At 72.2% G+C, this 23,250-nt stretch carries 21 protein-coding genes; 14 read left to right on the plus strand and 7 right to left on the minus strand.

The window, feature by feature from the left end; all coding sequences use genetic code 11:
* Positions 1-174: 174 nt before the first annotated feature.
* From yajC to AB0K34_RS27395, 5 genes are all read left to right on the plus strand, one after another.
* Positions 175-681: a preprotein translocase subunit YajC gene (gene yajC / locus AB0K34_RS27375; protein WP_364551748.1), complete on the plus strand. Its 507-nt coding sequence runs from the start codon at positions 175-177 to the stop codon at positions 679-681.
* A gap of 42 nt (positions 682-723) precedes the next feature.
* Positions 724-2,517: a protein translocase subunit SecD gene (gene secD / locus AB0K34_RS27380; protein ID WP_364551750.1), complete on the plus strand. Its 1,794-nt coding sequence runs from the start codon at positions 724-726 to the stop codon at positions 2,515-2,517.
* A gap of 3 nt (positions 2,518-2,520) precedes the next feature.
* On the plus strand, positions 2,521-3,708 hold the full coding sequence (gene secF / locus AB0K34_RS27385) for a protein translocase subunit SecF (protein WP_364551752.1): 1,188 nt from the start codon (positions 2,521-2,523) through the stop codon (positions 3,706-3,708).
* 18 nt (positions 3,709-3,726) lie between these two features.
* A complete protein-coding gene (locus AB0K34_RS27390; protein ID WP_138635836.1) occupies positions 3,727-4,251 on the plus strand; it encodes an adenine phosphoribosyltransferase in 525 nt (174 codons plus the stop codon).
* A gap of 619 nt (positions 4,252-4,870) precedes the next feature.
* On the plus strand, positions 4,871-7,045 hold the full coding sequence (locus AB0K34_RS27395) for a bifunctional (p)ppGpp synthetase/guanosine-3',5'-bis(diphosphate) 3'-pyrophosphohydrolase (RefSeq protein WP_138642288.1): 2,175 nt from the start codon (positions 4,871-4,873) through the stop codon (positions 7,043-7,045).
* 61 nt (positions 7,046-7,106) lie between these two features.
* On the opposite strand, the gene aspS is transcribed toward AB0K34_RS27395, so the two are convergent.
* From aspS to AB0K34_RS27410, 3 genes are read right to left on the minus strand one after another with little or no spacing between them, the layout of a single operon-like run.
* A complete protein-coding gene (aspS, locus tag AB0K34_RS27400; protein ID WP_364551754.1) occupies positions 7,107-8,867 on the minus strand; it encodes an aspartate--tRNA ligase in 1,761 nt (586 codons plus the stop codon).
* Positions 8,864-10,144 carry a histidine--tRNA ligase gene (hisS, locus tag AB0K34_RS27405; protein ID WP_364551756.1) on the minus strand — a complete coding sequence of 427 codons (1,281 nt, stop codon included), beginning with the start codon at positions 10,142-10,144 and terminating at the stop codon, positions 8,864-8,866. The genes aspS and hisS overlap by 4 nt, the downstream gene beginning before the upstream one ends.
* An 11-nt stretch (positions 10,145-10,155) precedes the next feature.
* Positions 10,156-10,851 carry an MBL fold metallo-hydrolase gene (locus tag AB0K34_RS27410; RefSeq protein WP_138635413.1) on the minus strand — a complete coding sequence of 232 codons (696 nt, stop codon included), beginning with the start codon at positions 10,849-10,851 and terminating at the stop codon, positions 10,156-10,158.
* Between the two features lie 213 nt (positions 10,852-11,064).
* On the opposite strand from AB0K34_RS27410, the gene AB0K34_RS27415 reads away from it, so the two are divergent.
* Together AB0K34_RS27415 and AB0K34_RS27420 are read left to right on the plus strand one after the other, a co-directional pair.
* Complete coding sequence (locus AB0K34_RS27415; RefSeq protein WP_364551759.1) at positions 11,065-11,811, plus strand: peptidylprolyl isomerase; 747 nt, start codon at positions 11,065-11,067, stop codon at positions 11,809-11,811.
* A 72-nt stretch (positions 11,812-11,883) separates the two neighbouring features.
* On the plus strand, positions 11,884-13,119 hold the full coding sequence (locus AB0K34_RS27420; protein ID WP_364551761.1) for a DUF349 domain-containing protein: 1,236 nt from the start codon (positions 11,884-11,886) through the stop codon (positions 13,117-13,119).
* A 231-nt stretch (positions 13,120-13,350) separates the two neighbouring features.
* On the opposite strand, the gene AB0K34_RS27425 is transcribed toward AB0K34_RS27420, so the two are convergent.
* The 4 genes from AB0K34_RS27425 to AB0K34_RS27440 all read right to left on the minus strand — a co-directional run bounded on the left by AB0K34_RS27425 (position 13,351) and on the right by AB0K34_RS27440 (position 15,728).
* Entirely contained in the window at positions 13,351-13,914 is a 564-nt protein-coding gene (locus AB0K34_RS27425; protein WP_364551763.1) for a TIGR03086 family metal-binding protein, read from the minus strand.
* Between the two features lie 65 nt (positions 13,915-13,979).
* Positions 13,980-14,606: a DUF305 domain-containing protein gene (locus AB0K34_RS27430; RefSeq protein ID WP_364551765.1), complete on the minus strand. Its 627-nt coding sequence runs from the start codon at positions 14,604-14,606 to the stop codon at positions 13,980-13,982.
* Complete coding sequence (locus AB0K34_RS27435) at positions 14,603-15,220, minus strand: DUF3105 domain-containing protein (RefSeq protein WP_138635408.1); 618 nt, start codon at positions 15,218-15,220, stop codon at positions 14,603-14,605. The genes AB0K34_RS27430 and AB0K34_RS27435 overlap by 4 nt, the downstream gene beginning before the upstream one ends.
* Before the next feature lie 103 nt (positions 15,221-15,323).
* Positions 15,324-15,728, minus strand: coding sequence for a hypothetical protein (locus tag AB0K34_RS27440; RefSeq protein WP_138635407.1), 405 nt, complete (start codon positions 15,726-15,728; stop codon positions 15,324-15,326).
* A 179-nt stretch (positions 15,729-15,907) separates the two neighbouring features.
* Between AB0K34_RS27440 and AB0K34_RS27445 the strand changes: the two genes are divergently transcribed.
* The 7 genes from AB0K34_RS27445 (at position 15,908) to AB0K34_RS27475 (ending at position 23,240) form a co-directional block, all read left to right on the plus strand.
* Positions 15,908-17,236 carry a replication-associated recombination protein A gene (locus AB0K34_RS27445; RefSeq protein WP_138635418.1) on the plus strand — a complete coding sequence of 443 codons (1,329 nt, stop codon included), beginning with the start codon at positions 15,908-15,910 and terminating at the stop codon, positions 17,234-17,236.
* 103 nt (positions 17,237-17,339) lie between these two features.
* A complete protein-coding gene (locus AB0K34_RS27450) occupies positions 17,340-17,756 on the plus strand; it encodes a DUF948 domain-containing protein (protein WP_138635406.1) in 417 nt (138 codons plus the stop codon).
* A complete protein-coding gene (locus AB0K34_RS27455) occupies positions 17,753-18,088 on the plus strand; it encodes a hypothetical protein (RefSeq protein ID WP_089327206.1) in 336 nt (111 codons plus the stop codon). The genes AB0K34_RS27450 and AB0K34_RS27455 overlap by 4 nt, the downstream gene beginning before the upstream one ends.
* A 2-nt stretch (positions 18,089-18,090) precedes the next feature.
* Positions 18,091-20,760: an alanine--tRNA ligase gene (alaS, locus tag AB0K34_RS27460; protein ID WP_138635405.1), complete on the plus strand. Its 2,670-nt coding sequence runs from the start codon at positions 18,091-18,093 to the stop codon at positions 20,758-20,760.
* A gap of 40 nt (positions 20,761-20,800) precedes the next feature.
* Positions 20,801-21,259, plus strand: a complete 459-nt coding sequence (ruvX, locus tag AB0K34_RS27465) for a Holliday junction resolvase RuvX (protein WP_138635404.1) — start codon at positions 20,801-20,803, stop codon at positions 21,257-21,259.
* The gene (gene mltG, locus AB0K34_RS27470) at positions 21,256-22,425 is read left to right on the plus strand and encodes an endolytic transglycosylase MltG (RefSeq protein ID WP_138635403.1); all 1,170 of its coding nucleotides are present in this window, start codon (positions 21,256-21,258) and stop codon (positions 22,423-22,425) included. Before ruvX ends, mltG begins: the two co-directional genes overlap by 4 nt.
* Positions 22,398-23,240, plus strand: coding sequence for a shikimate dehydrogenase (locus AB0K34_RS27475; protein WP_240807322.1), 843 nt, complete (start codon positions 22,398-22,400; stop codon positions 23,238-23,240). Before mltG ends, AB0K34_RS27475 begins: the two co-directional genes overlap by 28 nt.
* The last annotated feature ends 10 nt before the right edge of the window (positions 23,241-23,250 follow it).

The raw sequence follows: 23,250 nt of genomic DNA on the forward strand, positions 1-23,250 counted from the left end.
TCATCCGGTAACGGCTTGGGAACTTCCCGGCGTCGCCGCTCGTCGCGTCGTTGCCGGGGTCTCGCGTACTCTCTAGACTCCGGGACTTGGTTCACCGTCTCCAGCCGGCGGTCCCGTGCGCGTGGCCGTTCCGGTCACAGGCTGGGCAATCGACATCGGAAGGATGCTCCCGTAATGGGCAGCGACATGATTCTCGCGGCGGAAAGCGGCGGCAGCGGGGCCTTCAATGTGCTCCTGCTGCTGGCCATTCCGCTTGTCTTCTACTTCCTGCTCATCCGCCCGCAGAGCAAGCGGCGCAAAGAGCAGATGCAGATGCAGAACGACATCCAGCCCGGCGCCCGCGTGCTGACGACCAGCGGCATGCGCGCCACCGTCGTCGACATCGACGACGACGGCCTCGTGCTGGAGATCGCCGACGGTGTCGAGGTGCGCTTCGTCAAGCAGGCGGTCATGCAGGTCCTGAAGGACGACGAGCCCGACGAGATCGACGACGAGCTCGACGAGGACGACGACGAGCAGGACGACGACGCGGTCGACCTGTCGAAGGACGGCGCCGAGGTCGACCTGTCCAAGGACGGCGACACCCGCGTCGAGGACACCGCGGCGGACGAGGACGGCGAGCCCGCGTCCGAGCCGAAGGGGAAAACGAAGGTCAAGGCGGCGGACAAGCCCTCCGCCTGACCTCTCCCACGGCGACGACAAAGACGGGAAGTACGACGACCAGTGGCTCCGTCCAGAAACGCTCCCAGTCCCGGGCGCACGCTCCTCGCGCTGTTCGCGGTCCTCGTCGTCCTCGCCGGCCTGGCGGTCTGGCAGGGGCGCACGACGCCCAAGCTCGGCCTCGACCTCGCCGGCGGGACGACCGTGACCCTCACGGCGAAGACCCCGAACGGCAAGAACCCCCCGGCGGCCCAGATGGACCAGGCCGTCAAGATCATGACGCAGCGCGTCAACGGTCTGGGGGTCTCCGACGCCGAGGTCGCGAAGCAGGGCAGCAACAACATCGTGGTGAACGTCCCCGGTGAGGGGCAGAGCCGCGTCGTCAGCCTGATCGGCACCACGGCGAAGCTGCAGTTCCGCCAGGTGTTCGCCAGTGCCGACGGGCGCCCGGCCACCGCGGCGAACCCGTCGCCGTCGCCGAGCCACACCGCCAAGGGGGGAGAGGGCGGCGACAAGAGCCCGTCGCCGTCCTCCTCGCCGTCCGGGAGCGCGTCGCCGTCCACGTCGGCGACCCCGCGCGGCCGGGCGCTGTCGGGGGCGCTGACCGCCCCGACGCCGAAGCCGTCGGACGGGGCGAGCCCGTCGGCGGCCCCGACGTCGCCGCTGGTCCCGCCGTCCGGGCAGCCGGCCCCCGCCGGCGACTACCCCGGCGTGACCGACAAGGCCGTGGTCAAGCAGTTCGAGGCCCTCGACTGCTACACCGGCGACCGGCACGCATCCGGCGCGAACGACCCGAAGCGCGCGTTCGTCGCCGCCTGTGACCAGGACGAGGAGAACGGCCAGGTCACCAAGTACATCCTCGGGCCCGTCCGGGTCCTCGGCGAGAACGTCGACTCCGCGAACGCGATGCCGCCGAACGGCCAGCAGGGCCAGGCGAGCTGGTCGGTCTCGCTGAAGTTCGACGGCAAGGGCGCCAAGGAGTTCGGCGCGGTCACCACCGACGCCTCCCGCGCCTACCAGGCGAACCCGTCCGCCCCGCAGGCGCAGGTCGCGATCGTGCTGGACGGCCAGGTCGTCTCGGCGCCCGCGATCCGGGAGGGCCCGATCACCGGCGGCACCGCCAGCATCGACGGGCCGCCCGAGAGCTTCGACCAGCAGTACGCGACCGACCTCGCCAACGTGCTGAAGTACGGCGCGCTGCCGCTGGAGTTCACGCAGAGCTCCATCGACGAGGTGTCGTCCACGCTGGGCTCCGACCAGCTCACCGGCGGCCTCATCGCCGGCGCGATCGGCCTCGGCCTGGTGGTGCTGTACTGCCTGTTCTACTACCGGGGCCTCGGCCTGGTCGCCGTGTCCAGCCTGGTCGTGGCGTCCGCCGTCACCTACCTGGCGGTGGTGATCCTCGGTGAGGGCATGGGCTTCCGGCTCTCCCTCCCGCACATCATCGGCCTGATCGTCTCGATCGGCATCACCGCCGACTCGTTCATCGTCTACTTCGAGCGGGTGCGGGACGAGCTGAGAGCGGGCCGCAAGCTGCGCTCGTCGGTCGAGACCGCCTGGAAGCGGGCGCGGCGCACCATCCTCGTCGCCGACGCCGTCACCTTCCTCGCCGCGCTGGTGCTGTACTTCCTCGCGGTCGGCGGCGTCGCCGGGTTCGCGTTCGCGATGGGCCTCACCACGCTGATCGACATCATCGTGGTCTTCTTCTTCACCAAGCCGATGGTCGCGCTGCTGTCGCGGACCAAGTTCTTCGGCCGCGGGCATCCGATGTCCGGGCTCGATCCGAGGCGGCTGCACCAGCCGACCCGGGACGCGGCCGCCGCCGGCACCGCCCGCAAGACGAGCCAGGAGGCCTGACCCATGGGACTGCGCGCGGCCACCTCGCGGATCTACCGGGGCGAGATCAGCGCCGACATCGTCGGCCGTCCGAAGATCTGGTACACGATCTCCGGGCTGCTGCTGGCGCTGTCGATCGCCGGCCTGCTCGTCCAGGGGCTGAACTTCGGCGTCGAGTTCAAGGGCGGCTCCGTCTTCACCTTCAAGGCGCCGAGCGCCTCGATCGAGCAGGTGCGCACCGCCGTCGGCGACGGCGGCGCCCACCAGGTGATCGTGCAGAAGGCCGGCGAGGACTGGCGGGTCACGACGGAGAGCATGAGCTCCTCGCACGTCACCGAGGTCAAGACGAGCATCACCGAGGAGCTCAAGGTCCCCGCCGCCAAGGTCAGCACCCAGGTCGTCGGCGCCTCGTGGGGCGGCGAGATCCAGAAGAAGGCCTGGCAGGCGCTGATCGTCTTCATGATCTTGATCATCGCCTACCTGTCGGTGGCGTTCGAGTGGCGGATGGCCGTGGCCGCGGTGGTCGCGCTGGTCCACGACCTCGTGATCACGGCCGGCATCTACGCCTGGTCCGGCTTCGAGGTCACCCCGGCGACGCTGCTCGGCTTCCTGACGATCCTCGGCTACTCGCTGTACGACGCGGTCGTGGTCTTCGACATGATCAAGGAGGTCACGAAACCGCTCGGCCCGACCTCCAAGACCACCTACAGCGAGGCCGCGAACCAGGCCCTCAGCAGCACGCTCGTCCGCTCGCTGAACACCTCGCTGGTGGCGATCCTGCCGGTCGGCGCGATCCTGTTCATCGGCACCACGCTGTTCGGCGCCGGGACGCTGAAGGACCTGTCGCTCGCGCTGTTCGTCGGCATGATCGTCGGGACGTACTCCTCGATCTGCGTGGCGACGCCGCTGCTCGTCCAGTTCAAGGAGCGCGAGCCGAAGTACCGCCAGATCCGGGAGAACATCGCCCGCCGCGAGCGGAACGCCTCCAAGCAGGTCAAGACCGCCAAGGTCACGGCCGGCGCGGGCGCGGCGGGCAAGCCCGACGCGGACGACGCTGGCGACGCGGGCGACCACGACGCGGGCGACCACGCCGACGCCTTCGGCGACCGGGACGACGTGCGCAGCACCGTCACGGTGCGCAAGGTCGTGCAGACCGGGTCGCGGCAGCAGCCCAAGCGCGGGACGCGGCAGCAGCGCCGCGGCGGCAAGTAGGCGGGGGAGTACCGGAACGTGGACCTCGAAAAGCTGATCCAGGAGCGGATCCGCGACATCCCCGACTACCCGAAGCCCGGGGTGATGTTCAAGGACATCACCCCGCTGCTGGCCGACCACGTCGCGTTCGCCGGCGTGGTCGACACGATCGTCAACCACCACGGCCGCGGCACCATCGACAAGATCGTCGGGATCGAGGCGCGCGGCTTCATCCTCGCCGCGCCCGTCGCCTACCACTTCGGCGCGGGGTTCGTCCCGGTGCGCAAGAAGGGAAAGCTGCCCGCGGCGACGCATGGCGAGACCTATGATCTCGAGTACGGGACCGAGACGATCGAGATCCACGCCGACGCGCTCGAGCCCGGCGACCGCGTACTGATCGTCGACGACGTCCTGGCCACCGGAGGGACGGCCCGGGCCGCCGCCGAACTCGTCCGCCGCGGCGGCGGGGACGTGGCCGGACTGTCGGTCCTGCTGGAGCTCTCGTTCCTGCGCGGGCGCGACAAGCTGGGGAATCTGGACGTCCATTCGCTGGTTACGGTCTAGTACGAAATGACCGCCGGATACACTGGCGCAATCAGGGTCCGGTGAGGACGGGCGCTCCTCGCGGGGTGTGCAGGGCGGCGCCCGGATGGACAGAGGAGGCTGGGTGCCCGGTGAGGCGGTATCGACCGGCGCGGTGAGCGACACGGCCGCGGCGCACACGGCGGCGGCGCGTTCGGCGCGGGAGACCGCGGGGGAGCGGGCCGTCAAGGCGGCCGGGGCCTCCACCGCGCCACCGCGGCGGCCCGACCACCGTCCGCCGCCGCAGCCGTCCGGACCCCCCGCCGAAGGCCCCCCGCCCACAGAGACCCCCGCCGCCGAGACTCCCGCGAGCGAGACACCGGCCACCGAGACATCGGCCGCTGAGAAACCGGCCGCTGAGAAACCGGCCGACCGGGCCGCCGCCGGTCCCCCCGCCGCCGACGATCCCCCGAAGGGGAGACCCGCCGCGCGGGCCCCCCGACCGCAGAGCCCCCCCGCCGAGGCCCCAGGATCCACGGAGGACGCCGATGGCGCGTCCAAGCCCGATGCCCCGTCCAGGCCCACGCCGGCCACGATCCCACCGTCCGCCGCCAGGGTGCGCCGCAGGCTCGCCAGGCTGGGCGCCCAGCGCGGCTCCGCTATGAACCCGGTACTCGAACCACTGATCAAGACGGTCCGCAACACCCATCCCAAGGCGGACCTGCGGCTCATCGAGCGCGCCTACGACGTCGCCGCGCACTACCACCGCAACCAGAAGCGCAAGAGCGGCGACCCGTACATCACGCACCCCCTCGCGGTCGCGACCATCCTCGCCGAGCTCGGCATGAACACCGAGACGCTCTGCGCGGCGCTGCTGCACGACACCGTCGAGGACACCCCCTACACCCTCGACCAGCTCAGCGCCGAGTTCGGCGACGAGATCGCCGCGCTGGTCGACGGCGTCACCAAGCTCGACAAGGTCAAGTACGGCGAGGCGGCCGAGGCCGAGACCGTCCGCAAGATGGTCGTGGCGATGTCCCGCGACATCCGCGTCCTGGTGATCAAGCTCGGCGACCGGCTGCACAACATGCGCACGCTGCGCTACATGCCGCGCCACAAGCAGGAGAAGAAGGCCCGCGAGACCCTGGAGGTGTTCGCGCCGCTCGCGCACCGCCTCGGGATGAACACGCTGAAGTGGGAGCTGGAGGACCTCGCGTTCGCCACGATGTACCCCAAGCGGTTCGACGAGATCGCCCGGCTGGTGTCCGAGCGCGCCCCGCGCCGCGACGTCTACCTGCAGGAAGTGATCGAGAACGTCTCCACCGACCTGCGCGACGCCCGGATCAAGGCGACCGTGACCGGCCGGCCGAAGCACTACTACTCGATCTACCAGAAGATGATCGCGCGGGACGTCTCCTTCGACGACATCTACGACCTGGTCGGCATCCGGGTCCTCGTCGACAGCGTCCGCGACTGCTACGCCGCCCTCGGCTCGATCCACGCGCGGTGGAACCCGGTCCCCGGCCGGTTCAAGGACTACATCGCGATGCCGAAGTTCAACATGTACCAGTCGCTGCACACCACGGTGATCGGCCCCGAGGGCAAGCCCGTCGAGCTGCAGATCCGCACCTGGGGCATGCACCGCCGCGCCGAGTACGGCGTCGCCGCGCACTGGAAGTACAAGGAGGAGACGGTCGGCGGCCGCAAGGCCGGCGACATGCAGTGGCTGCGCCAGCTCCTCGACTGGCAGAAGGAGACCGCCGACCCGGCCGAGTTCCTGGAGTCCCTGCGCTTCGACCTGTCGGTCTCCGAGGTGTTCGTGTTCACCCCGAAGGGCGACGTGATCGCGCTGCCGCAGGGCGCGACGCCCGTCGACTTCGCGTACGCGATCCACACCGAGGTCGGGCACCGATGTATCGGCGCCCGCGTCAACGGGCGGCTCGTCCCCCTCGAATCGGCCCTCGACAACGGCGACACCGTCGAGGTCTTCACCTCCAAGTCGCCGGACGCGGGCCCCTCCCGCGACTGGCTCGGGTTCGTCAAGAGCGCCCGCGCCCGCAACAAGATCAAGCACTGGTTCTCCAAGGAGCGCCGCGACACCGCGATCGAGTCCGGCAAGGACGCCATCGCCCGCGCGATGCGCAAGCAGAACATGCCGCTCCAGCGGATGATGTCCGGCGAGGCCCTGCTCGCCCTCGCCCGCGACATGCGCTACCCGGACGTCTCGTCCCTGTACGCCGCCGTCGGCGAGAGCCAGGTCTCCGCGCAGCACGTCGTCCAGCGGCTGGTCGACGCCCTCGGCGGCGTGGAGAGCGCCGAGGAGGACCTCGCCGAGATCGCCCTGCCGACCCGCCGCAAGCGGGGCCGCCCGGCGGGCGACCCCGGCGTCGTCGTCGCCGGCGACCCCGACGTGTGGGTGCGGCTGTCGCGCTGCTGCACCCCGGTGCCGGGCGACGACATCGTCGGCTTCGTCACCCGCGGCCACGGCGTGTCCGTGCACCGCGCCGACTGCGCCAACGTCGCCAGCCTGAAGACGCAGCCCGACCGGCTGATCGACGTCAAGTGGTCCCCGAGCGAGGACTCGGTCTTCCTCGTCGCCATCCAGGTCGAGGCGCTCGACCGGCCCCGGCTGCTGTCGGACGTGACCCGCGTCCTGTCCGACCAGCACGTCAACATCCTGTCGGCCTCGGTCACCACCACCCGCGACCGCGTGGCCGTCAGCCGCTTCACCTTCGAGATGGGCGACACCAAGCACCTCGGCCACGTGCTGAAGGCCGTCCGCTCCATCGACGGCGTCTACGACGTCTACCGGGTGACGAGCGGCGCCACGAGGTAGCGCCGGGAGCGAGCGAAAGGCGGCCGCCCACCGGCGGCCGCCTTTCGCGTGCGGGAGGGGCTCAGTCCTCGGCTGGCTCGTCCTCGGGGACGACGTCCACGCCGGCCTCGTCGCGCTGCTGGGGGGTGATCGGGGTCGGGGCGGCGGTCAGGGGGTCGTAGCCGGACGCGGCCTTCGGGAAGGCGATCACGTCGCGGATGGAGTCCTGGCCGGCGAGGAGCATGACCGTGCGGTCCCAGCCGAACGCGATGCCGCCGTGCGGGGGCGGGCCGAACTTGAACGCCTCCAGCAGGAAGCCGAACTTCGACTCCGCCTCCTCCTTGGAGAGGCCGAGCACGTCGAAGACCCGCTGCTGCATCTCGGCGCGGTGGATGCGGATGGAGCCGCCGCCGATCTCGTTGCCGTTCAGGACGAGGTCGTAGGCGTCGGCGAGGGCGCTGCCCGGGTCCTCGTGGAAGCTGTCGGCGTACTCCGGCTTCGGCGCGGTGAACGGGTGGTGGACGGACGTCCAGCCGATCTGCTCGCCCTTGTCGCCCTCGACGGGCTCGAAGATCGGGGCGTCCACGACCCAGACGAACTTCCAGGCGGACGCGTCGATCAGGTCGCGGCGGCGGCCGATCTCCAGGCGGGCCGCGCCGAGCAGCTCCTGGGTGGCGTGCCGCTTGCCGGCGCCGAAGAAGACCGCGTCGCCGGGGCCCGCGCCGGTCTTGGCGGCCAGGCCCTCCTTCTCGGCGTCGGACAGGTTCTTCGCGACCGGGCCGCCGAGGGTGCCGTCCTCCTGGACGAGCACGTAGGCCAGGCCGCGGGCGCCGCGGGCCTTCGCCCAGTCCTGCCAGCCGTCCAGCTCCTTGCGGGTCTGGGCGGCGCCGCCCGGCATCACGACCGCGCCGACGTACGGGGCCTGGAACACGCGGAACGACGTGCCGGCGAAGTACTCGGTCATGTCGGTCAGTTCCAGGCCGAAGCGCAGGTCGGGCTTGTCGGAGCCGTACCGGGCCATCGCGTCGGCGTAGGTGATGTGGGGGATCGGGCGGGGGACGTCGTAGCCGGCGATGTCCCGCCAGAGCCGGGCGATGAGGTCCTCGCCGACCTTGAGCACGTCGTCCTGGTCGGCGAACGACATCTCGATGTCGATCTGGGTGAACTCGGGCTGCCGGTCGGCGCGGAAGTCCTCGTCGCGGTAGCAGCGCGCGATCTGGTAGTAGCGCTCCAGCCCGCCGACCATCAGCAGCTGCTTGAACAGCTGCGGCGACTGCGGCAGCGCGTACCAGTGGCCGGGCTTGAGCCGGACGGGGACGAGGAAGTCGCGGGCGCCCTCGGGAGTCGACCGGGTGAGGGTCGGGGTCTCCACGTTGACGAAGCCGTGCTCGCGCATCACCTCGTGCACGAGGAACGACGCCTCCGAGCGGATCCGCATCGCGCGGGCGACGGCGTCGCGGCGCAGGTCGAGGTACCGGTACTTGAGCCGGATCTCCTCGTTGACGTTGACGTCGCCCTCGATGGGGAACGGCAGCGGCGCCGCGTCCGACAGCACCTCGATGTCGGTGGCGGCGACCTCGATGTCCCCGGTGGGCAGCTCGGGGTTCTCGTTGCCCGCCGGGCGGACGCGCACCTCGCCGACGACCTTCACGCAGAACTCCGAGCGCAGGTCGTGGGCGGCGTCCTCCTCGCGGAAGACGACCTGCGCGGTGCCGGACGCGTCGCGCAGGTCGATGAACGTGACGCCGCCGTGGTCGCGGCGGCGGCCGACCCAGCCGGCCAGCGTGACCTGCTGCCCGGCGTGCTCCTTGCGGAGCGTGCCAGCCTCGTGGGTGCGGATCATTGGGAGAGCCTCTCCTTCAGCGTCGTGATGAGGTCGGTGAGCGGGACGGCGGTCTGCTCGCCCTCGGCCAGGTCCTTGACCTGGGCGACGCCGTCCGCGATATCTCGCTCCCCGAGGATCACGGCGTAGCGGGCGCCGGAGCGGTCCGCGTCCTTCATGGCGCCCTTCAGCTTCTTGCCGTCGAACGCCATGTCGGCGGCGATCCCGGCGCGGCGCAGCTCGGCCACGAGCGCGAACATGCGGCGCTCGGCGGTGTCGCCGAGCGCGACGCCGAACGCCTCGCAGCGCGGCTTCGCGGCGAACGCCGCGCCCCGCCCCTCCTGCGACTCGGCCTCCAGCGCCAGGATGGTGCGGTCCAGGCCGAGGCCGAAGCCGATGCCGGGCAGCGGCGGGCCGCCGATGTCCTCGGAGAGACCGTCGTAGCGTCCGCCGCCGCCGATGCCGGACTGGGCGCCGAGCAGCGGGTGGTCGAACTCGTAGGTCGTCCGGGTGTAGTAGTCCAGGCCGCGGACGAGGGTGGGCGTGTCCTCCCAGGCGATGCCGAGGTCGGCGAGCAGCTCCCGGACCCGGTCGTGGTGGGCCTTGCACGCGGGGCACAGGTGGTCGGCCATCAGCGGCGCGCCGGCGAGCTGCTCGCGCACCCTGGGGCGCTTGTCGTCCAGCACCCGCAGCGGGTTGATCTCCACGCGGGCGCGGGTGTCCTCGTCCAGGTCGAGGCCGCGCAGGAACTCCTGCAGCAGGGCCCGGTAGGCGGGGCGGCACTCCTTGCAGCCCAGCGAGTTCAGCAGCAGCCGCACCCGGGTCAGCCCGAGGGACCGGTACCAGTTCGCCGCGATCGCGATGGTCTCCGCGTCGACCTGCGGGTCCTCGCTGCCGATCGCCTCCAGGTCGAGCTGGTAGAACTGCCGGTAGCGGCCCTGCTGCGGGCGCTCGGCGCGGAACGCGGCGCCCGTCGTCCACACCTTCACCGGCAGCGCGCCCTTGTGCAGGTTGTTCTCCAGGACGGCGCGCAGCACCGACGCGGTGAACTCGGGGCGCAGCGTCAGCGACCGGCCGCCCCGGTCCTCGAAGGTGTACATCTCCTTGGACACCACGTCGGTGGACTCGCCGACGCCGCGGCGGAACAGGTTGGTGTCCTCGAAGACGGCCAGCTCCAGGTAGCCGTATCCGGCCAGCCGCGCCTGCTCGGCGAACGCCTCCCGGATGGCGTAGAAGAGGTCCGCGCGCGGCGGGACGTATTCACTGACCCCCTTGGGGGCCCGGAAGCTCGAACTCATGGTCTCTCGGCTCAGAATCCCTTGTTGGGTCCGTCCGCGGGCGTCAGCTCCGACAGGAACGGATTCGTGGCGCGCTCGCGGCCGATTGTGGTCTGCTCACCGTGGCCGGGCAGCACGGCCGTGTCGTCGGGCATGCTCAGGCACACCCGCGACAGGCTGGCGAGGATCTCCTCGTAGGAGCCGCCCGGCAGGTCGGTGCGCCCGATCGACCCCGCGAACAGCAGGTCGCCGGTGAACATCACGTCCGGGATCCGCTCGGTCTTCGGGGTGCGGAACGTCACCGACCCGGGCGTATGGCCCGGCGCGTGGTCGACGGTGAAGCTCAGCCCGGCCAGCTCCAGCGCCGCCCCGTCCGCGAGCTCCCGCACGTCGTCCGGCTCGGTCAGCTCCAGGCCGCCGAACAGCTGCTGCCCGGCGCCCAGCGACAGGCCCTTCGCCGGGTCGGTCAGCAGGTCGCGGTCGTCCGGATGGACGTAGGCCGGGACGTCCTTGGCGCCGCAGACCGGCGCCACCGACCAGACGTGGTCGATATGGCCGTGCGTCAGCAGCACCGCGACGGGCTTGAGCCGGTGCTCGCGCAGGATCTCCTCGATCCCGGCCTCGGCGTCCTGCCCGGGGTCGATGATCACGCACTCCTCACCCGCGGCGGGCGCCACGACATAGCAGTTCGCGGCGAACGATCCAGCGGGGAACCCGGCGACGAGCACGGTCGTCCTTCCTTAGAACCATCTCGGGTGGGCGTGTCCGAGGGTACCGGCGGGGCCGCGGCCACCGCGAACGAGATGCGGCCGTCGCCGTGTCGCGTTCGGCGCCCGCCCCGGCGCGGGGCGGCGCTCCCTGAACGCGGAGGCGCGTTTACTCCCGGGTACCGCTACTATGCGCTGCACGTTCACCTGATCACACCGGAGGGGCGAGGCACCGTGGCGGGGAAGGACCGCAAGAAGCAGCTCGCGCGGCAACGGTACGAGCGCCAGCAGCAGCGCCAGGCGCAGGAGGCGGCGCGGGCGCGCCGGCTGAAGATCATCGGCTCGGTCGCCGCGGTGGCGGTCGTCGTCGCCGGCGTCGCGGTGTTCATGGTGCTCAGGGAGGACGAGTCGACCGCGGCCTCCCCGCGGTGCGTCTACAAGGGCGACACGCAGGGCAGCGTGCCGAAGGACGTCGGGCGCCCGCCGGGCGAGCCCGCGCATCCCGGCATCGTCCAGACCACGGTCAAGACGAGCCAGGGCGATGTGGAGATGCAGCTGTACGGCGACAAGGCGCCGTGCACGGTGAACTCCTTCGCGTTCCTGGCGCAGAAGAACTTCTACGACAAGACCGAGTGCCACCGCATGACCAGTGGCGGCCTCAACGTGCTGCAGTGCGGCGACCCGACGGCGTCGGGCAGCGGCGGGCCCGGCTACCGGTTCGCCAACGAGAACACCGACGGCGCCACCTACACCGAGGGCACCCTCGCGATGGCGCACTCGAGCCAGCCGGACTCCAACGGCAGCCAGTTCTTCATGGTCTACAAGGACTCGCAGCTCCCGCCGGACTACACGGTGTTCGGAAAGATCACCAAGGGGCTGGACGTGCTCAAGAAGATCGCCGAGGGCGGGTCGGACCCCAAGGGGGACGGCAAGCCCAAGAAGAAGGTCGAAATCCAGGACGTCACGATCGCCGGGAAATAGGCGAACGGGATACTAAGGTGTGGAGGGTCCGGAGAGCGTAAGTTGTCCGGACCCGCGATTCAGGAGGCAAGGGTGTCCAGCGCGACCGATCCCTGGGGCCGGGTGGACGAGGACGGCACCGTCTATGTCAGGACGGCCGACGGCGAGCGGGTCGTCGGGTCCTGGCAGGCCGGCGCGCCCGAAGAGGCCCTGGCCTACTTCAAGCGCAAGTACGACGCGCTCGTCACCGAGATCGGCCTGCTCGAGCAGCGGGTCCGCACCACCGACCTGCAGCCCGCCCAGGCGCAGCAGAGCATCGACCGGCTCCGCGAGGCCGTCGCCGAGGCGCACGCCGTCGGCGACCTCGACGCCCTCGCCCGGCGCCTCGACGGCCTGACCGACCAGGTCGGCCGGCGCCGCGAGGAGGTCAAGGCCCAGCGCGAGCAGCACCGCCACGAGGCCCGCGAGGTCAAGGAGCGGATCGTCGCCGAGGCCGAGCGCATCGCCGCCGAGGAGACGCACTGGAAGAACGGCGGCGAACGCCTCCGCCAGCTCGTCGAGGAGTGGAAGGCCGCCGACCGCATCGACCGGCCCACCGAGACCGCCCTGTGGAAGCGGCTGTCGTCGGCCCGCAACGCCTTCACCAAGCGCCGCAAGGCCTACTTCGCCACCCTCGACGACCAGCGCGAGGAGGCCCGCCGCGAGAAGGAGCGCCTCGTCGCCGAGGCCGAGGCGATGGCCGGCTCCACCGACTGGGGCGAGACCGCCGCCGCCTACCGCGACCTGATGCGCCGCTGGAAGCTGGCCGGGCGCGCCTCCCGCGACGCCGAAGAGGACCTGTGGGCCCGCTTCAAAGGCGCGCAGGACACCTTCTTCCAGGCCCGCAGCGCCGCGTTCGCCGAACGCGACGCCGAGTTCCGCGGCAACGCCGAGGAGAAGGAGAAGATCCTCGCCGAGGCCGAGCGGCTGCTGCCCGTCAAGGACGTCCGGCAGGCCCGGCAGGCGCTGCGCGCGATCCAGGAGCGCTGGGAGGCCGCCGGCATGGTCCCGCGCGACCAGCGCGACCGCCTCGAAGGCCGCCTCCGCAAGATCGAGGACACGATCCGCTCCGCCGAAGAGAACGAGTGGCGCCGCACCAACCCCGAGGCCCGCGCCCGCGCCGAAGCCACCGTCGGCCAGCTGCGCAGCTCCATCGAGCAGCTCGAGAAGCGCCTCGGCAAGGCCCGCGACGCCGGCCGCGACAAGGACGTCAAAGAGGCCGAGGAAGCCCTCAACGCCCGCCGAGCCTGGCTGGAAGAGGCAGAACGCACCCTGGCGGAATTCTCGTAGTCACCCAGGGGGCTGTGTTTGCCCAGGGGGGCGACCCCCTGGAACCCCCGTTGCGGCCGAGAGGCCGTTTCCCGATCCGCTGGCGCGTCTCGTGAAACAGCCTCTCGGCCGGCGGGTCGTGCGGCCTCCGGGCGCTAGGGCGCCCTCCGGCCGCCCGACCCGTGACCGGTAACTGAGGCTCGTCCTGCCGGGGCTGGGGTTCGTCCTGCCGGGGTTGAGGTGGGGGCTGGTTCAGGTTGTTCGGCCCAGGAAGGCGAGCATTCTTGTTTGTTCGTCGGCGCCTTGTCGGGCTCCTAGGGGTGGGGCCAGGTGGCCTTCGGCGCGTAGGGGGGCCGCTACCACCTGGGCCGTGGCGAAGGCGTGGTGGACCAGGTCCGGGTCCAGGCGGGACGGTTGGGCGGTGGCCTTCGCCAGGTCCCAGGCGTGCACCAGCGGCTCCAGGATGTAGCCCTCCAGGTAGTCGGCCAGCGGCAGGTCGCCGAGGCCGCCGAACGGGATGGGGCGGCGCAGGGCGTCGGGGGTGAGGGCCGCGGCGCACTCCTTGCGGGCCGTCCGCCAGCTCATCAGGACGTCGCCCGGGACGAAGCGCGCCGGGTCCCGGTGGACGTCGGGCTCGGGCTCGCCGCCGGCCAGCGCCCGGATCAGGTGCTGGCCGCCGGTCACATGGCCGGCGACGTCCCGCGCCGTCCACCCCGCGCAGGGCGACGGCGCGTCCCAGCCGTCGCGGGACACGCCGGCGACGAGGCCCTCGAACAGGTCGAGGGCCCGGTGGTAGCCGCTGAGGTTGTGAGCCATGGTGGTCAGTGACCCGCGATCCGGCCGCGCTGTCAAGCGCTATCGGCAAGCTCGCGGGTCACGGTTCACGCGGTGGCGGCGCCCCGCTCCCGGAGCATCGCGTTCATCAGCGTGATCTCCGACCGCTGGCCCTCCACCATGGTGCGGGCGAGGCGCCGGACCCGGTCGTGCCCGGTGCGGGCCAGCACCGCCTCCGCCATGTCGACCCCGCCGCGGTGGTGGGCGATCATCAGCCGCAGGAACCCGACCTCGGCGTCCTTGCCCGACGCCTTCTCCAAGTCGGCGAGCTGCTCGCGGGTGGCCATCCCCGGCATCGCGGACGCGCCGCCCCGGTGCCCGCCGTGCCCGGACATCCACCGCATCGCGCCGGACGGGTCGGCCTTCGGCAGCTCCCACTCGTCCAGCCAGGCCGTCATCATGCCGATCTGCGCCTGCTGGGTGGTGATGATGTCGTAGGCCAGCAGCTTCACGTCGGCGTCGCCGGTGCGGTCCCTGACGATGAACGACATCCGCACCGCCTGCGCGTGGTGGGCGCTCATGTCGCGGGCGAAGCCGGCCTCGGGGCCGTCCGTGCCGGGCCGGTCCGAGCGGGCGACGGCCAGCGCCACCAGGACGGCGCCGACGGCCAGGACGAGCACCGCGAGGACGGCGGTGGCCCGCCGCCCGCGCGGTGCCGCGGTGCCCTCGCTCACGCGGCGTCCTTGGCGCCGTTGCAGGCCGCGCCCGGCTCCGGCGTCTGCGGGCCCTTGACGTAGGCGCGCAGGAACTGGTCCACCCGCGCGTCGGAGGCGTCGTCCAGCTTGAGCTGGTAGCCCCAGGCGGTGAGCTTGACCGGCGCGTCCTGGGACGGGTACGGGCTCAGCATCGTGTAGTCGGTGCCGGAGACCTTGGCCTTGAGCGCGTCGAGCTGGTCGGCGGCGAGGCCGGGCCGGTAGGTGATCCAGACGGCGCCGTGCTCCAGGGAGTGCACGGCGTTCTCGTTCTGCAGCGGCGCGTCGTAGACGCGGCCGTCGCAGTTCTGCCACATGGGGTTGTGGTCGCCGCCCATCGGCGGGGCGTCGTCGTACTTGACGGCGCCGTTGGTGTGGTCGCGGCCGAGGTCGTCCTTGGACACCACGCCCGCGATGGACGAGTCCGCGGACGACGACCTCGTCTGCATGAACGTGAAGCCGATCGCGACCACCGCCACCAGGCCGATGACGGTGAAGAAGGCGATGCCGCCCCACGGGACCTCGCGCTGCGTCAGCGCGTTCTTCTTGCGGGCCTTCTGGTTGCGTGCGTTCTTGACACGGGCGCTCTTGGACATGAGAGCGGTCCTCTCAGGGGTGCTGTGGATCCGTACAGGGATGCGGGACAGCGCCGCATCGCGACGGCGATACGGCGTTGCGTGCGGCCTTACGGCCGGCTCGTCACAGCCGGAGCACCTGGAGGACGGGTGGGAACGCGGCGGCGGACGCCGCACCGGACGGCGGCGCGAGCGCCCAGCCGGCCCGCGCGGGCAGGCGGGACAAGGGCCGGCGCAACCCGATGGCGAGCGCGAGCAACATGAGGGTGAACAGGACCGCCATGCACAGGCAGAGGTCCAGCGGCAGCGCGGGGGCCTTGACGGGCGCGCTGAGCGCCGCGGTGGCGTGGATCGAGTCCCCGGCGGCCGCCGCCGTGCCGACGGGCACGGTCACGGCGTGCTCGGTGCACACGCGGAGCGGCGGGCCGTGGCCGCCCAGCCCGTAGCTGAACACCAGCCCGGCCACGACGAACAGCGCCACGAGCAGCCCAGCCGTCCCGTGGCGACTCCGAGGGGCCGTACCGGACACCGTCACGCTCCTGAAATGCGCCTTCCGGGCTGTTCCAACGCCGGAGCCTACCGCCGGGTTCCCCGTCCCGGCCTGTCCGTGCCCCGAGATAGTGTCGGAGCGTGACCAGCAGGGCGGAATCGGGCGAGCCGGAGGGCCTTTTCGACGCGCCGGGGCGTGAGCCGTCCGGCCCCGCAGCGATGCCCGCGCCGCCCGCTCCCGCCGCGCCGGGCGCACCGGGCGCGGAGCAGCCGCTCGCGGTGCGGATGCGGCCCCGCGGCCTCGACGAGGTCGTCGGGCAGGGCCACCTGCTCGGCCCCGGCACCCCGATCCGGCAGCTCGTCGACCGGGACGTGCCGATGTCGCTCGTCCTGTGGGGCCCGCCGGGGACGGGCAAGACGACGCTCGCCACGGTCGTCAGCCATGTCACCTCCCGCCGGTTCGTGGAGATCTCCGCGGTCAGCGACGGGGTCAAGCGGGTCCGCGCCGAGATCGACCTGGCCCGCCGCGAGCTCGGCATGGCGGGGCGGCAGACGGTCCTGTTCGTCGACGAGGTCCACCGGTTCAACAAGGCCCAGCAGGACGCCCTGCTCCCCGCCGTGGAGAACCGGTGGGTGTCCTTCATCGGCGCCACCACCGAGAACCCGTTCTTCTCCGTCATCAGCCCGCTGCTGTCGCGCTCGCTGCTGCTCACGCTGGAGCCGCTCGGCGACGACGACCTGCGCGAGGTGATCCGCCGGGCGCTCACCGAGGAGCGCGGCCTCGGCGGCGCGGTCACCCTCGACCCCGCCGCCGAGGACCACCTCGTCCGGCTCGCCGGCGGCGACGCCCGCCGCACCCTGACCTACCTGGAGGCGGCGTCGCTCGTCGTCGACGACGGCGGCGTCATCGACGCGGACGTGCTGGAGCGCGCCGTCGACCGGGCCGCCGTCCGCTACGACCGCGAGGGCGACCAGCACTACGACGTCATCAGCGCGTTCATCAAGAGCATCCGCGGCAGCGACGTCGACGCGGCGCTGCACTACCTCGCCCGCATGATCGAGGCCGGGGAGGACCCGCGGTTCATCGCCCGGCGGCTCATCGTGCACGCCAGCGAGGACGTCGGGATGGCCGACCCGACCGCGCTGCAGACCGCGGTCGCCGCCGCGCAGGCGGTGGAGTTCGTCGGCCTGCCCGAGGCGCGCATCAACCTCGCCCAGGCGGTCATCCACCTGTCCCTGGCGCCGAAGTCCAACGCGGTGATCACGGCGGTGGACGAGGCGCTCGGCGACGTCCGCAAGGGGCTCGCGGGGCCCGTCCCCGGGCATCTGCGCGACGCCCACTACAAGGGCGCCGCGAAGGTCGGGAGCGGGAAGGGCTACAAGTACGCCCACAATCACCCCGGCGGTGTGGTCCGGCAGCAGTACGCGCCCGACTCCGTGGACGGACGGGAGTACTATCGCCCGACCAGGCACGGCGCCGAGTCGCGCTTCACCGAGGTCCTCGCGCGGATCCGCTCGGTGCTGCGCGGCGCCGGGGACCGGCACTGATCGTTCCCGCGGGTCCGGTGATACCGCCACAAGGCCGTGCCGACCGGTAAGGTCTGTCACGCCGTTACCGGCCCGAACCGAATTCGCACGAACGGAAAGCCCGATGCTCACTGGTGGACAGCTGGCAGGTCTCATCGTGGCCGTGTTCTGGGCGGTGCTCGTCGCGTTCATCTCGCTGACCCTGCTGAAGCTCTCCCGGCTCCTCGGCGAGGCCGGCGACGTGGTCCGCGAGCTCGGCGACCAGGCGGCCCCGCTGATGGACGACATGGCCCGGACGGTCAAGCGCGCCAACGAGCAGCTCGGCCGCACCGACGTCATCACCAAGCAGGTCGCCGGCGTCACCCAGAACGTCTCCGCCGTCACCACCGTCATGACGTCCGTGGTGGGCGGGCCGCTGGTGAAGGCCGCGGCCTTCTCCTACGGCGTCCGCAAGGCCCTGAGGAACGGCGACGGCGACGGGCGCGCCGCGTCCGGCCGGCCGCAGCTTCAGGCCCGCTCCACGGGGAAGGGACGCCGATGAGACGGCTGTTCTGGCTCTCCGTCGGCGCCGGTGCCGGCGTCTACGTCACCCACCGCGTCAAGCGGCGCGTGGAGCGGGTCGCGCGGAGCCTGTCCCCCGAGGGGGTCGCGATGCGCGCGGTGGCGACCGGTAAGGGCACCGGGGAGCGGTTGAGGCATTTCGCCGCCGACGTCCGTACCGAGATGCGGGCCCGCGAGGAGGAGCTGCGCGAGGCCGTCCGCATGGACCAGGCTCCGCCGGACGCCGAGGTTCCCGGGCTGCGGGGCTCCCCGCCCCGCCGGGTGCTGAAGGCGCGATACACGATCATCGACGACGACAAGGATGGCCACTGATCATGGAGTCGGCAGAGGTCGCACGCCGCTTCCTCAGGTTCTTCGAGGAGCGCGGGCACACGGTGGTGCCCTCGGCCAGCCTGGTCGCCGAGGACCCGACCCTGCTGCTGGTGAACGCCGGCATGGTGCCGTTCAAGCCGTACTTCCTCGGCCAGCGCACCCCGCCGTCGGTGCGGATGACCAGCGCGCAGAAGTGCGTGCGGACGCCCGACATCGAGGAGGTCGGCAAGACCACCCGGCACGCCACGTTCTTCCAGATGCTGGGCAACTTCTCGATCGGCGACTACTTCAAGGAGCAGGCGATCCCGTTCGCCTGGGAGCTGCTGACCCGCTCGCGCGAGGACGGCGGCTTCGGGTTCCCCGAAGAGAAGCTGTGGGTCACCGTCTTCCAGGACGACGACGAGGCGCAGGGCATCTGGCACGACAAGGTCGGCGTCCCCCTCGACCGCATCCAGCGGCGCGGCATGGAGGACAACTTCTGGTCGATGGGCGTGCCCGGCCCGTGCGGGCCCTGCTCGGAGATCTACTACGACCGCGGCCCCGAGTACGGCCGCGAGGGCGGCCCCGTCGCCGACGAGGACCGCTACCTGGAGGTCTGGAACCTCGTCTTCATGCAGTACGAGCGGGGCCCCGGGGAGAGCAAGACCGACTTCCCGATCCTCGGCGACCTGCCCGCCAAGAACATCGACACGGGCATGGGCCTGGAGCGCATGGCGGCGATCCTGCAGGGCGTCGACAACATCTACGAGACCGACACGCTGTGGCGGGTCCTCGACCGCGCCGCGGAGCTGACCGGCGCCAAGTACGGCCGCGACCACCGCGCCGACGTGTCGCTGCGCGTCGTCGCCGACCACGTCCGCAGCGGCACGATGATGGTCGCCGACGGCATCCGCCCCGGCAACGAGGGCCGCGGCTACGTGCTGCGCCGCATCCTGCGCCGCTCCATCCGCAACCTGCGGCTGCTCGGCGGGCAGGACGCCGGCCTCATGCACGAGCTGACCGCCGTCGCGATCGGCGCGATGGGCGAGCAGTACCCGGAGCTGGTGCGCACCGCCGCCAACATCCACACCGTCATCGACGCCGAGGAGGACTCCTTCCTCCAGACGCTCCGCACCGGCACCGCCATCTTCGACACGGCGGTGGAGGAGACCAAGCGGTCCGGCGGCGCGACGCTGGCGGGCGAGCAGGCGTTCAAGCTCCACGACACCTACGGCTTCCCGATCGACCTCACCCTGGAGATGGCGTCCGAGCAGGGCCTCCAGGTCGACGAGGACGGCTTCCGCCGGCTCATGCAGGAGCAGCGGGACCGCGCGAAGAAGGACGCCCGCGACAAGAAGACCGGCAACCTCGACGTCTCCGTGCTGGACGAGCTGCTCACCGGCGCCGGCGGCAAGGTCGACTTCACCGGCTACGGCAGCCTCGCCGGCGACGCCCGCCTCGTCGGGCTGCTGGTCAACGGCGCGAACGCGCCCGCCGCCGGCGAGGGCACCGAGGTGGAGGTCGTCCTCGACCGCACCCCGTTCTACGCCGAGGGCGGCGGCCAGCTCGCCGACCACGGCCTGATCCGGCTCGGCAACGGCGCCGTCATCGAGGTGACGGACGTGCAGTCGCCCCTCGCCGGGCTGATCGTGCACCGCGGGCGGGTCCGCAGCGGCGAGGCGCAGGCCGGCGACACCGCCTACGCCGAGGTCGACGTGGAGCGGCGCCGCGCGATCTCCCGCTCGCACACCGCGACCCACCTGGTGCACGCCGGGTTCCGCCGCGCGCTCGGCGAGTCCGCGGCGCAGGCCGGCTCGGAGAACTCGCCCGGCCGGTTCCGGTTCGACTTCACCGCCTCCGGCGCCGTCCCGCCGAGCGTGCTGCGCGACGTCGAGGACGAGGTCAACGAGGTGCTGGTCGGCGACCTGGACGTCCGGGCGTTCCACACCTCGATCGACGAGGCCCGCGCGATGGGCGCGCTCGCGCTGTTCGGCGAGAAGTACGGCGACGAGGTCCGCGTGGTCGAGGTCGGCGACTACTCCCGCGAGCTGTGCGGCGGCACCCATGTCGCGCGCTCCGGTCAGCTCGGCCTGATCAAGGTGCTGGGCGAGTCGTCGATCGGCGCCGGCGTCCGCCGGGTCGAGGCGCTCGTCGGCATCGACGCGTTCCGGTTCCTGGCCCGCGAGAGCGTGCTCGTCGCGCAGCTCGCCGAGCAGCTGAAGGCGCGCAAGGAGGAGCTCCCCGAGCGGATCTCCGGCGTCGTCACCCGGCTGCGGGACGCCGAGAAGGAGCTGGAGAAGCTCCGCTCCCAGCAGGTCCTCGCGATCGCCGGGTCGCTCGCCGACGGCGCCGCGGACGTGAACGGCATCGCGTTCGTCGGGCACCGCGCCCCGGACGGCACGGGCGCCGACGACCTGCGCAAGCTCGCCGTCGACGTGCGGGGCAGGCTGACGGCCCGGCCCGCGGTCGTGATGGTCACCGGCGTGCCGAAGGACCGCCCGGTCGTGGTCGTCGCCGTCACCGAGGGGGCGCGCGAGCGCGGCCTCAAGGCGGGCGCGCTGGTCGGCCTCGCCGCCAAGGCCCTCGGCGGCGGGGGCGGCGGCAAGGACGACCTGGCGCAGGGCGGCGGCGCGAACCCCGCCGCCGTCGGCGACGCGCTCGCCGCGGTCGAACGAGCAGTAGGGGCCGCGTGAGCCCGGCACCACGGGGCATGATGCGACCGGAGCCGGCGCCATGAGGCAGGGCGTGCGGCTCGGGGTCGATGTGGGGAGCGTGCGGGTGGGGGTCGCCAAGTGCGACCCCGGGGGAATCCTCGCCTCCCCGCTGGAGACCGTGAAGAGCGGGAAGGGCGACGTCGACCGGCTCGTGGCGCTCGCCGCCGAGTACGAGGCGATCGAGGTCGTCGTCGGCCTGCCGACGTCGCTGTCGGGCCGGGAGGGCCCGGCGGCGGTGTCGGCGCGCAAGTTCGCGTCGCGGCTCGCCGACCGCCTCCCCCCGGGGGCGGTCCGGCTGCACGACGAGCGGCTCACCACCGTCACCGCCGAGAGCGGGCTGCGGGCCGGCGGCGTGCACGGCCAGGCGCGCCGCAAGGTCGTCGACCAGGCCGCCGCGGCGGTGCTGCTGCAGGCCGCGCTCGACGCGGAACGGTTGACGGGCAACCCCCCAGGGGAGATCGTCCGGGGGAGCTCATGAACGACTTGGACCTGTTCTCAGACCCGCACCGCGATCCGTACGGGGACGGCCGGCCGCCGCAGCGGCGCGGCCGGCGTGACCAGCGGCGCGTCCGCACGCGGCAGAAGCGGCGCCGCCGCAACGGCCGCGCCGCGGCCCTGTTCGCGATGGCGTTCCTGGTGGCGGTGTTCGGCACCGGAGGCGTCCTCGGGTACGCGTGGCTCGACAACAAGCAGAACCCGCCGGACTACGACGGCCAGGGCACCGGCAAGGTCACGGTCCAGATCAAGGAGGGCGCCAGCGGCTCGGTGATCGGCGCGACGCTGGAGGAGCACAGCGTGGTCAAGAGCGCCCGCGCGTTCGTGAAGGTCTACACCAAGGAGACGCGGGCCTCCAGCATCCAGCCGGGCTTCTACCAGATGCGGCGGAAGATGTCGTCGGCCGCGGCGATGTCGCTGCTGCTGAACCCGAAGTCGCGGGCCGGGAACCAGATCACGATCCCGGAGGGCAAGCGGGCCATCGAGACCTACGAGCTGCTGGCGAAGAAGACCGGGATCACCGTCAAGGAGTTCCAGGCGGCCGCGAAGAAGGGCAAGGCGCTCGGGCTGCCGTCGTACGCCAGGGGCAAGGTGGAGGGCTACCTGTTCCCGGGCCGCTACGACCTCGACCCGAACGGCTCGGCCGAGCAGATCCTCAAGCAGATGATCGCGCGGTTCAACGAGGAGGCGCGCAGCAGCGACCTCGTCGCCAAGGCCCGCGAGGCGAAGCTGAACCCGGCGACGGTCATCACGCTCGCCAGCCTCGTCCAGGCCGAGGGCGGCAAGCCCAGCGACCTGCCCAAGATCTCCCGGGTGATCTACAACCGGGTGGAGAAGGGCATGAAGCTGCAGTTCGACACCACGGTGCTGTACGCGCTGAACGAGCGGCGGCTGACGGTCACCGAGAAGGACCTGGAGATCGCCTCCCCCTACAACACCTATCTGCACGCCGGCCTGCCGCCCGGCCCGATCTCCAACCCCGGGCCGGACGCGATCGACGCGGCGCTGAACCCCGAGGACGGGACGTGGCTGTTCTTCATCGCCACCGACCCGACCAACAAGATCACCAAGTTCGCCACGACGGAGGCCGAGCGGGTGAAGATCGAGGAGGAGTTCCGGGAGTGGCAGCGCAAGAACCCGGGCCAGTGACCCGCGCCGCGGTGCTGGGGTCGCCGGTCGCGCATTCGCTGTCCCCGGTGCTGCACCGCGCGGCGTACGCGGCGATGGGCCTGGACGGCTGGACCTACGAGGCGGTCGAGTGCGGCGAGGACGGCCTCGCCGCACTGCTGGACGGCCTCGGCCCCGAATGGGCGGGCCTGTCGCTGACCATGCCGCTCAAGCGGGTCGCGCTCGACCTCGCCGACACGGTGACCGACCTCGCGGCGCGGGTCGGCGGCGCGAACACGCTCGTCCTGCGGGACGGGCGGCGCCACGCCGACAACACCGACGTGCACGGCATCGAGACCGCGCTGACCGAGGCGGGCGTGAAGGCCCCGCCGTCGGCGCTGGTGCTGGGCGGCGGCGCGACCGCGGCGTCCGCGCTGGCCGCGCTCGCCCGGCTCGGCACGGCGGAGGCGGTGCTCGCGGCGCGGACCCCCGAGCGCGCCGCCGGCGCCGCCGAGGTGGGGGAGCGGTTCGGCCTCGCGGTCCGGGTCGTGCCGCTGGACCGGGTCGCCGCGCACCTGCCGGCCGACCTGGTGGTGTCGACGCTCCCGGGGCGCGCGGCCGACGCGCTCGCCGAGCCCGTCGCCGGGTCCTGCGCGGCGCTGTTCGACGTGGTGTACGCGCCGTGGCCCACGGCGCTCGCGGCGGCCGTGGAGCGGGCCGGCGGGACGGTCGTGGGCGGCTTCGCGATGCTGCTGCACCAGGCCGTCCGGCAGGTGGAGCTGATGACGGGCCGCGCGGACGTCCCGGTGGCGGCGATGCGCGCCGCCGGGGAGGCCGAGCTGGCCCGCCGCGCCTGACGCCGCCCGC

Source organism: Actinomadura sp. NPDC049382, assembly GCF_040677125.1.
Lineage (GTDB): Bacteria > Actinomycetota > Actinomycetes > Streptosporangiales > Streptosporangiaceae > Spirillospora > Spirillospora geliboluensis.

What these genes read in the sequence shown, in the direction of transcription:
- AB0K34_RS27445 (WP_138635418.1), top strand. Translation starts at nt 15,908, where the DNA reads ATGCCCGCGCCGCCCGCTCCCGCCGCGCCGGGCGCACCGGGCGCGGAG.
- AB0K34_RS27425 (WP_364551763.1), bottom strand. Translation starts at nt 13,914, where the DNA reads ATGGCTCACAACCTCAGCGGCTACCACCGGGCCCTCGACCTGTTCGAG.
- hisS (WP_364551756.1), bottom strand. Translation starts at nt 10,144, where the DNA reads ATGAGTTCGAGCTTCCGGGCCCCCAAGGGGGTCAGTGAATACGTCCCG.
- AB0K34_RS27450 (WP_138635406.1), top strand. Translation starts at nt 17,340, where the DNA reads ATGCTCACTGGTGGACAGCTGGCAGGTCTCATCGTGGCCGTGTTCTGG.
- AB0K34_RS27435 (WP_138635408.1), bottom strand. Translation starts at nt 15,220, where the DNA reads ATGTCCAAGAGCGCCCGTGTCAAGAACGCACGCAACCAGAAGGCCCGC.
- AB0K34_RS27395 (WP_138642288.1), top strand. Translation starts at nt 4,871, where the DNA reads ATGAACCCGGTACTCGAACCACTGATCAAGACGGTCCGCAACACCCAT.
- secF (WP_364551752.1), top strand. Translation starts at nt 2,521, where the DNA reads ATGGGACTGCGCGCGGCCACCTCGCGGATCTACCGGGGCGAGATCAGC.
- alaS (WP_138635405.1), top strand. Translation starts at nt 18,091, where the DNA reads ATGGAGTCGGCAGAGGTCGCACGCCGCTTCCTCAGGTTCTTCGAGGAG.
- yajC (WP_364551748.1), top strand. Translation starts at nt 175, where the DNA reads ATGGGCAGCGACATGATTCTCGCGGCGGAAAGCGGCGGCAGCGGGGCC.
- mltG (WP_138635403.1), top strand. Translation starts at nt 21,256, where the DNA reads ATGAACGACTTGGACCTGTTCTCAGACCCGCACCGCGATCCGTACGGG.
- ruvX (WP_138635404.1), top strand. Translation starts at nt 20,801, where the DNA reads ATGAGGCAGGGCGTGCGGCTCGGGGTCGATGTGGGGAGCGTGCGGGTG.
- aspS (WP_364551754.1), bottom strand. Translation starts at nt 8,867, where the DNA reads ATGATCCGCACCCACGAGGCTGGCACGCTCCGCAAGGAGCACGCCGGG.
- AB0K34_RS27455 (WP_089327206.1), top strand. Translation starts at nt 17,753, where the DNA reads ATGAGACGGCTGTTCTGGCTCTCCGTCGGCGCCGGTGCCGGCGTCTAC.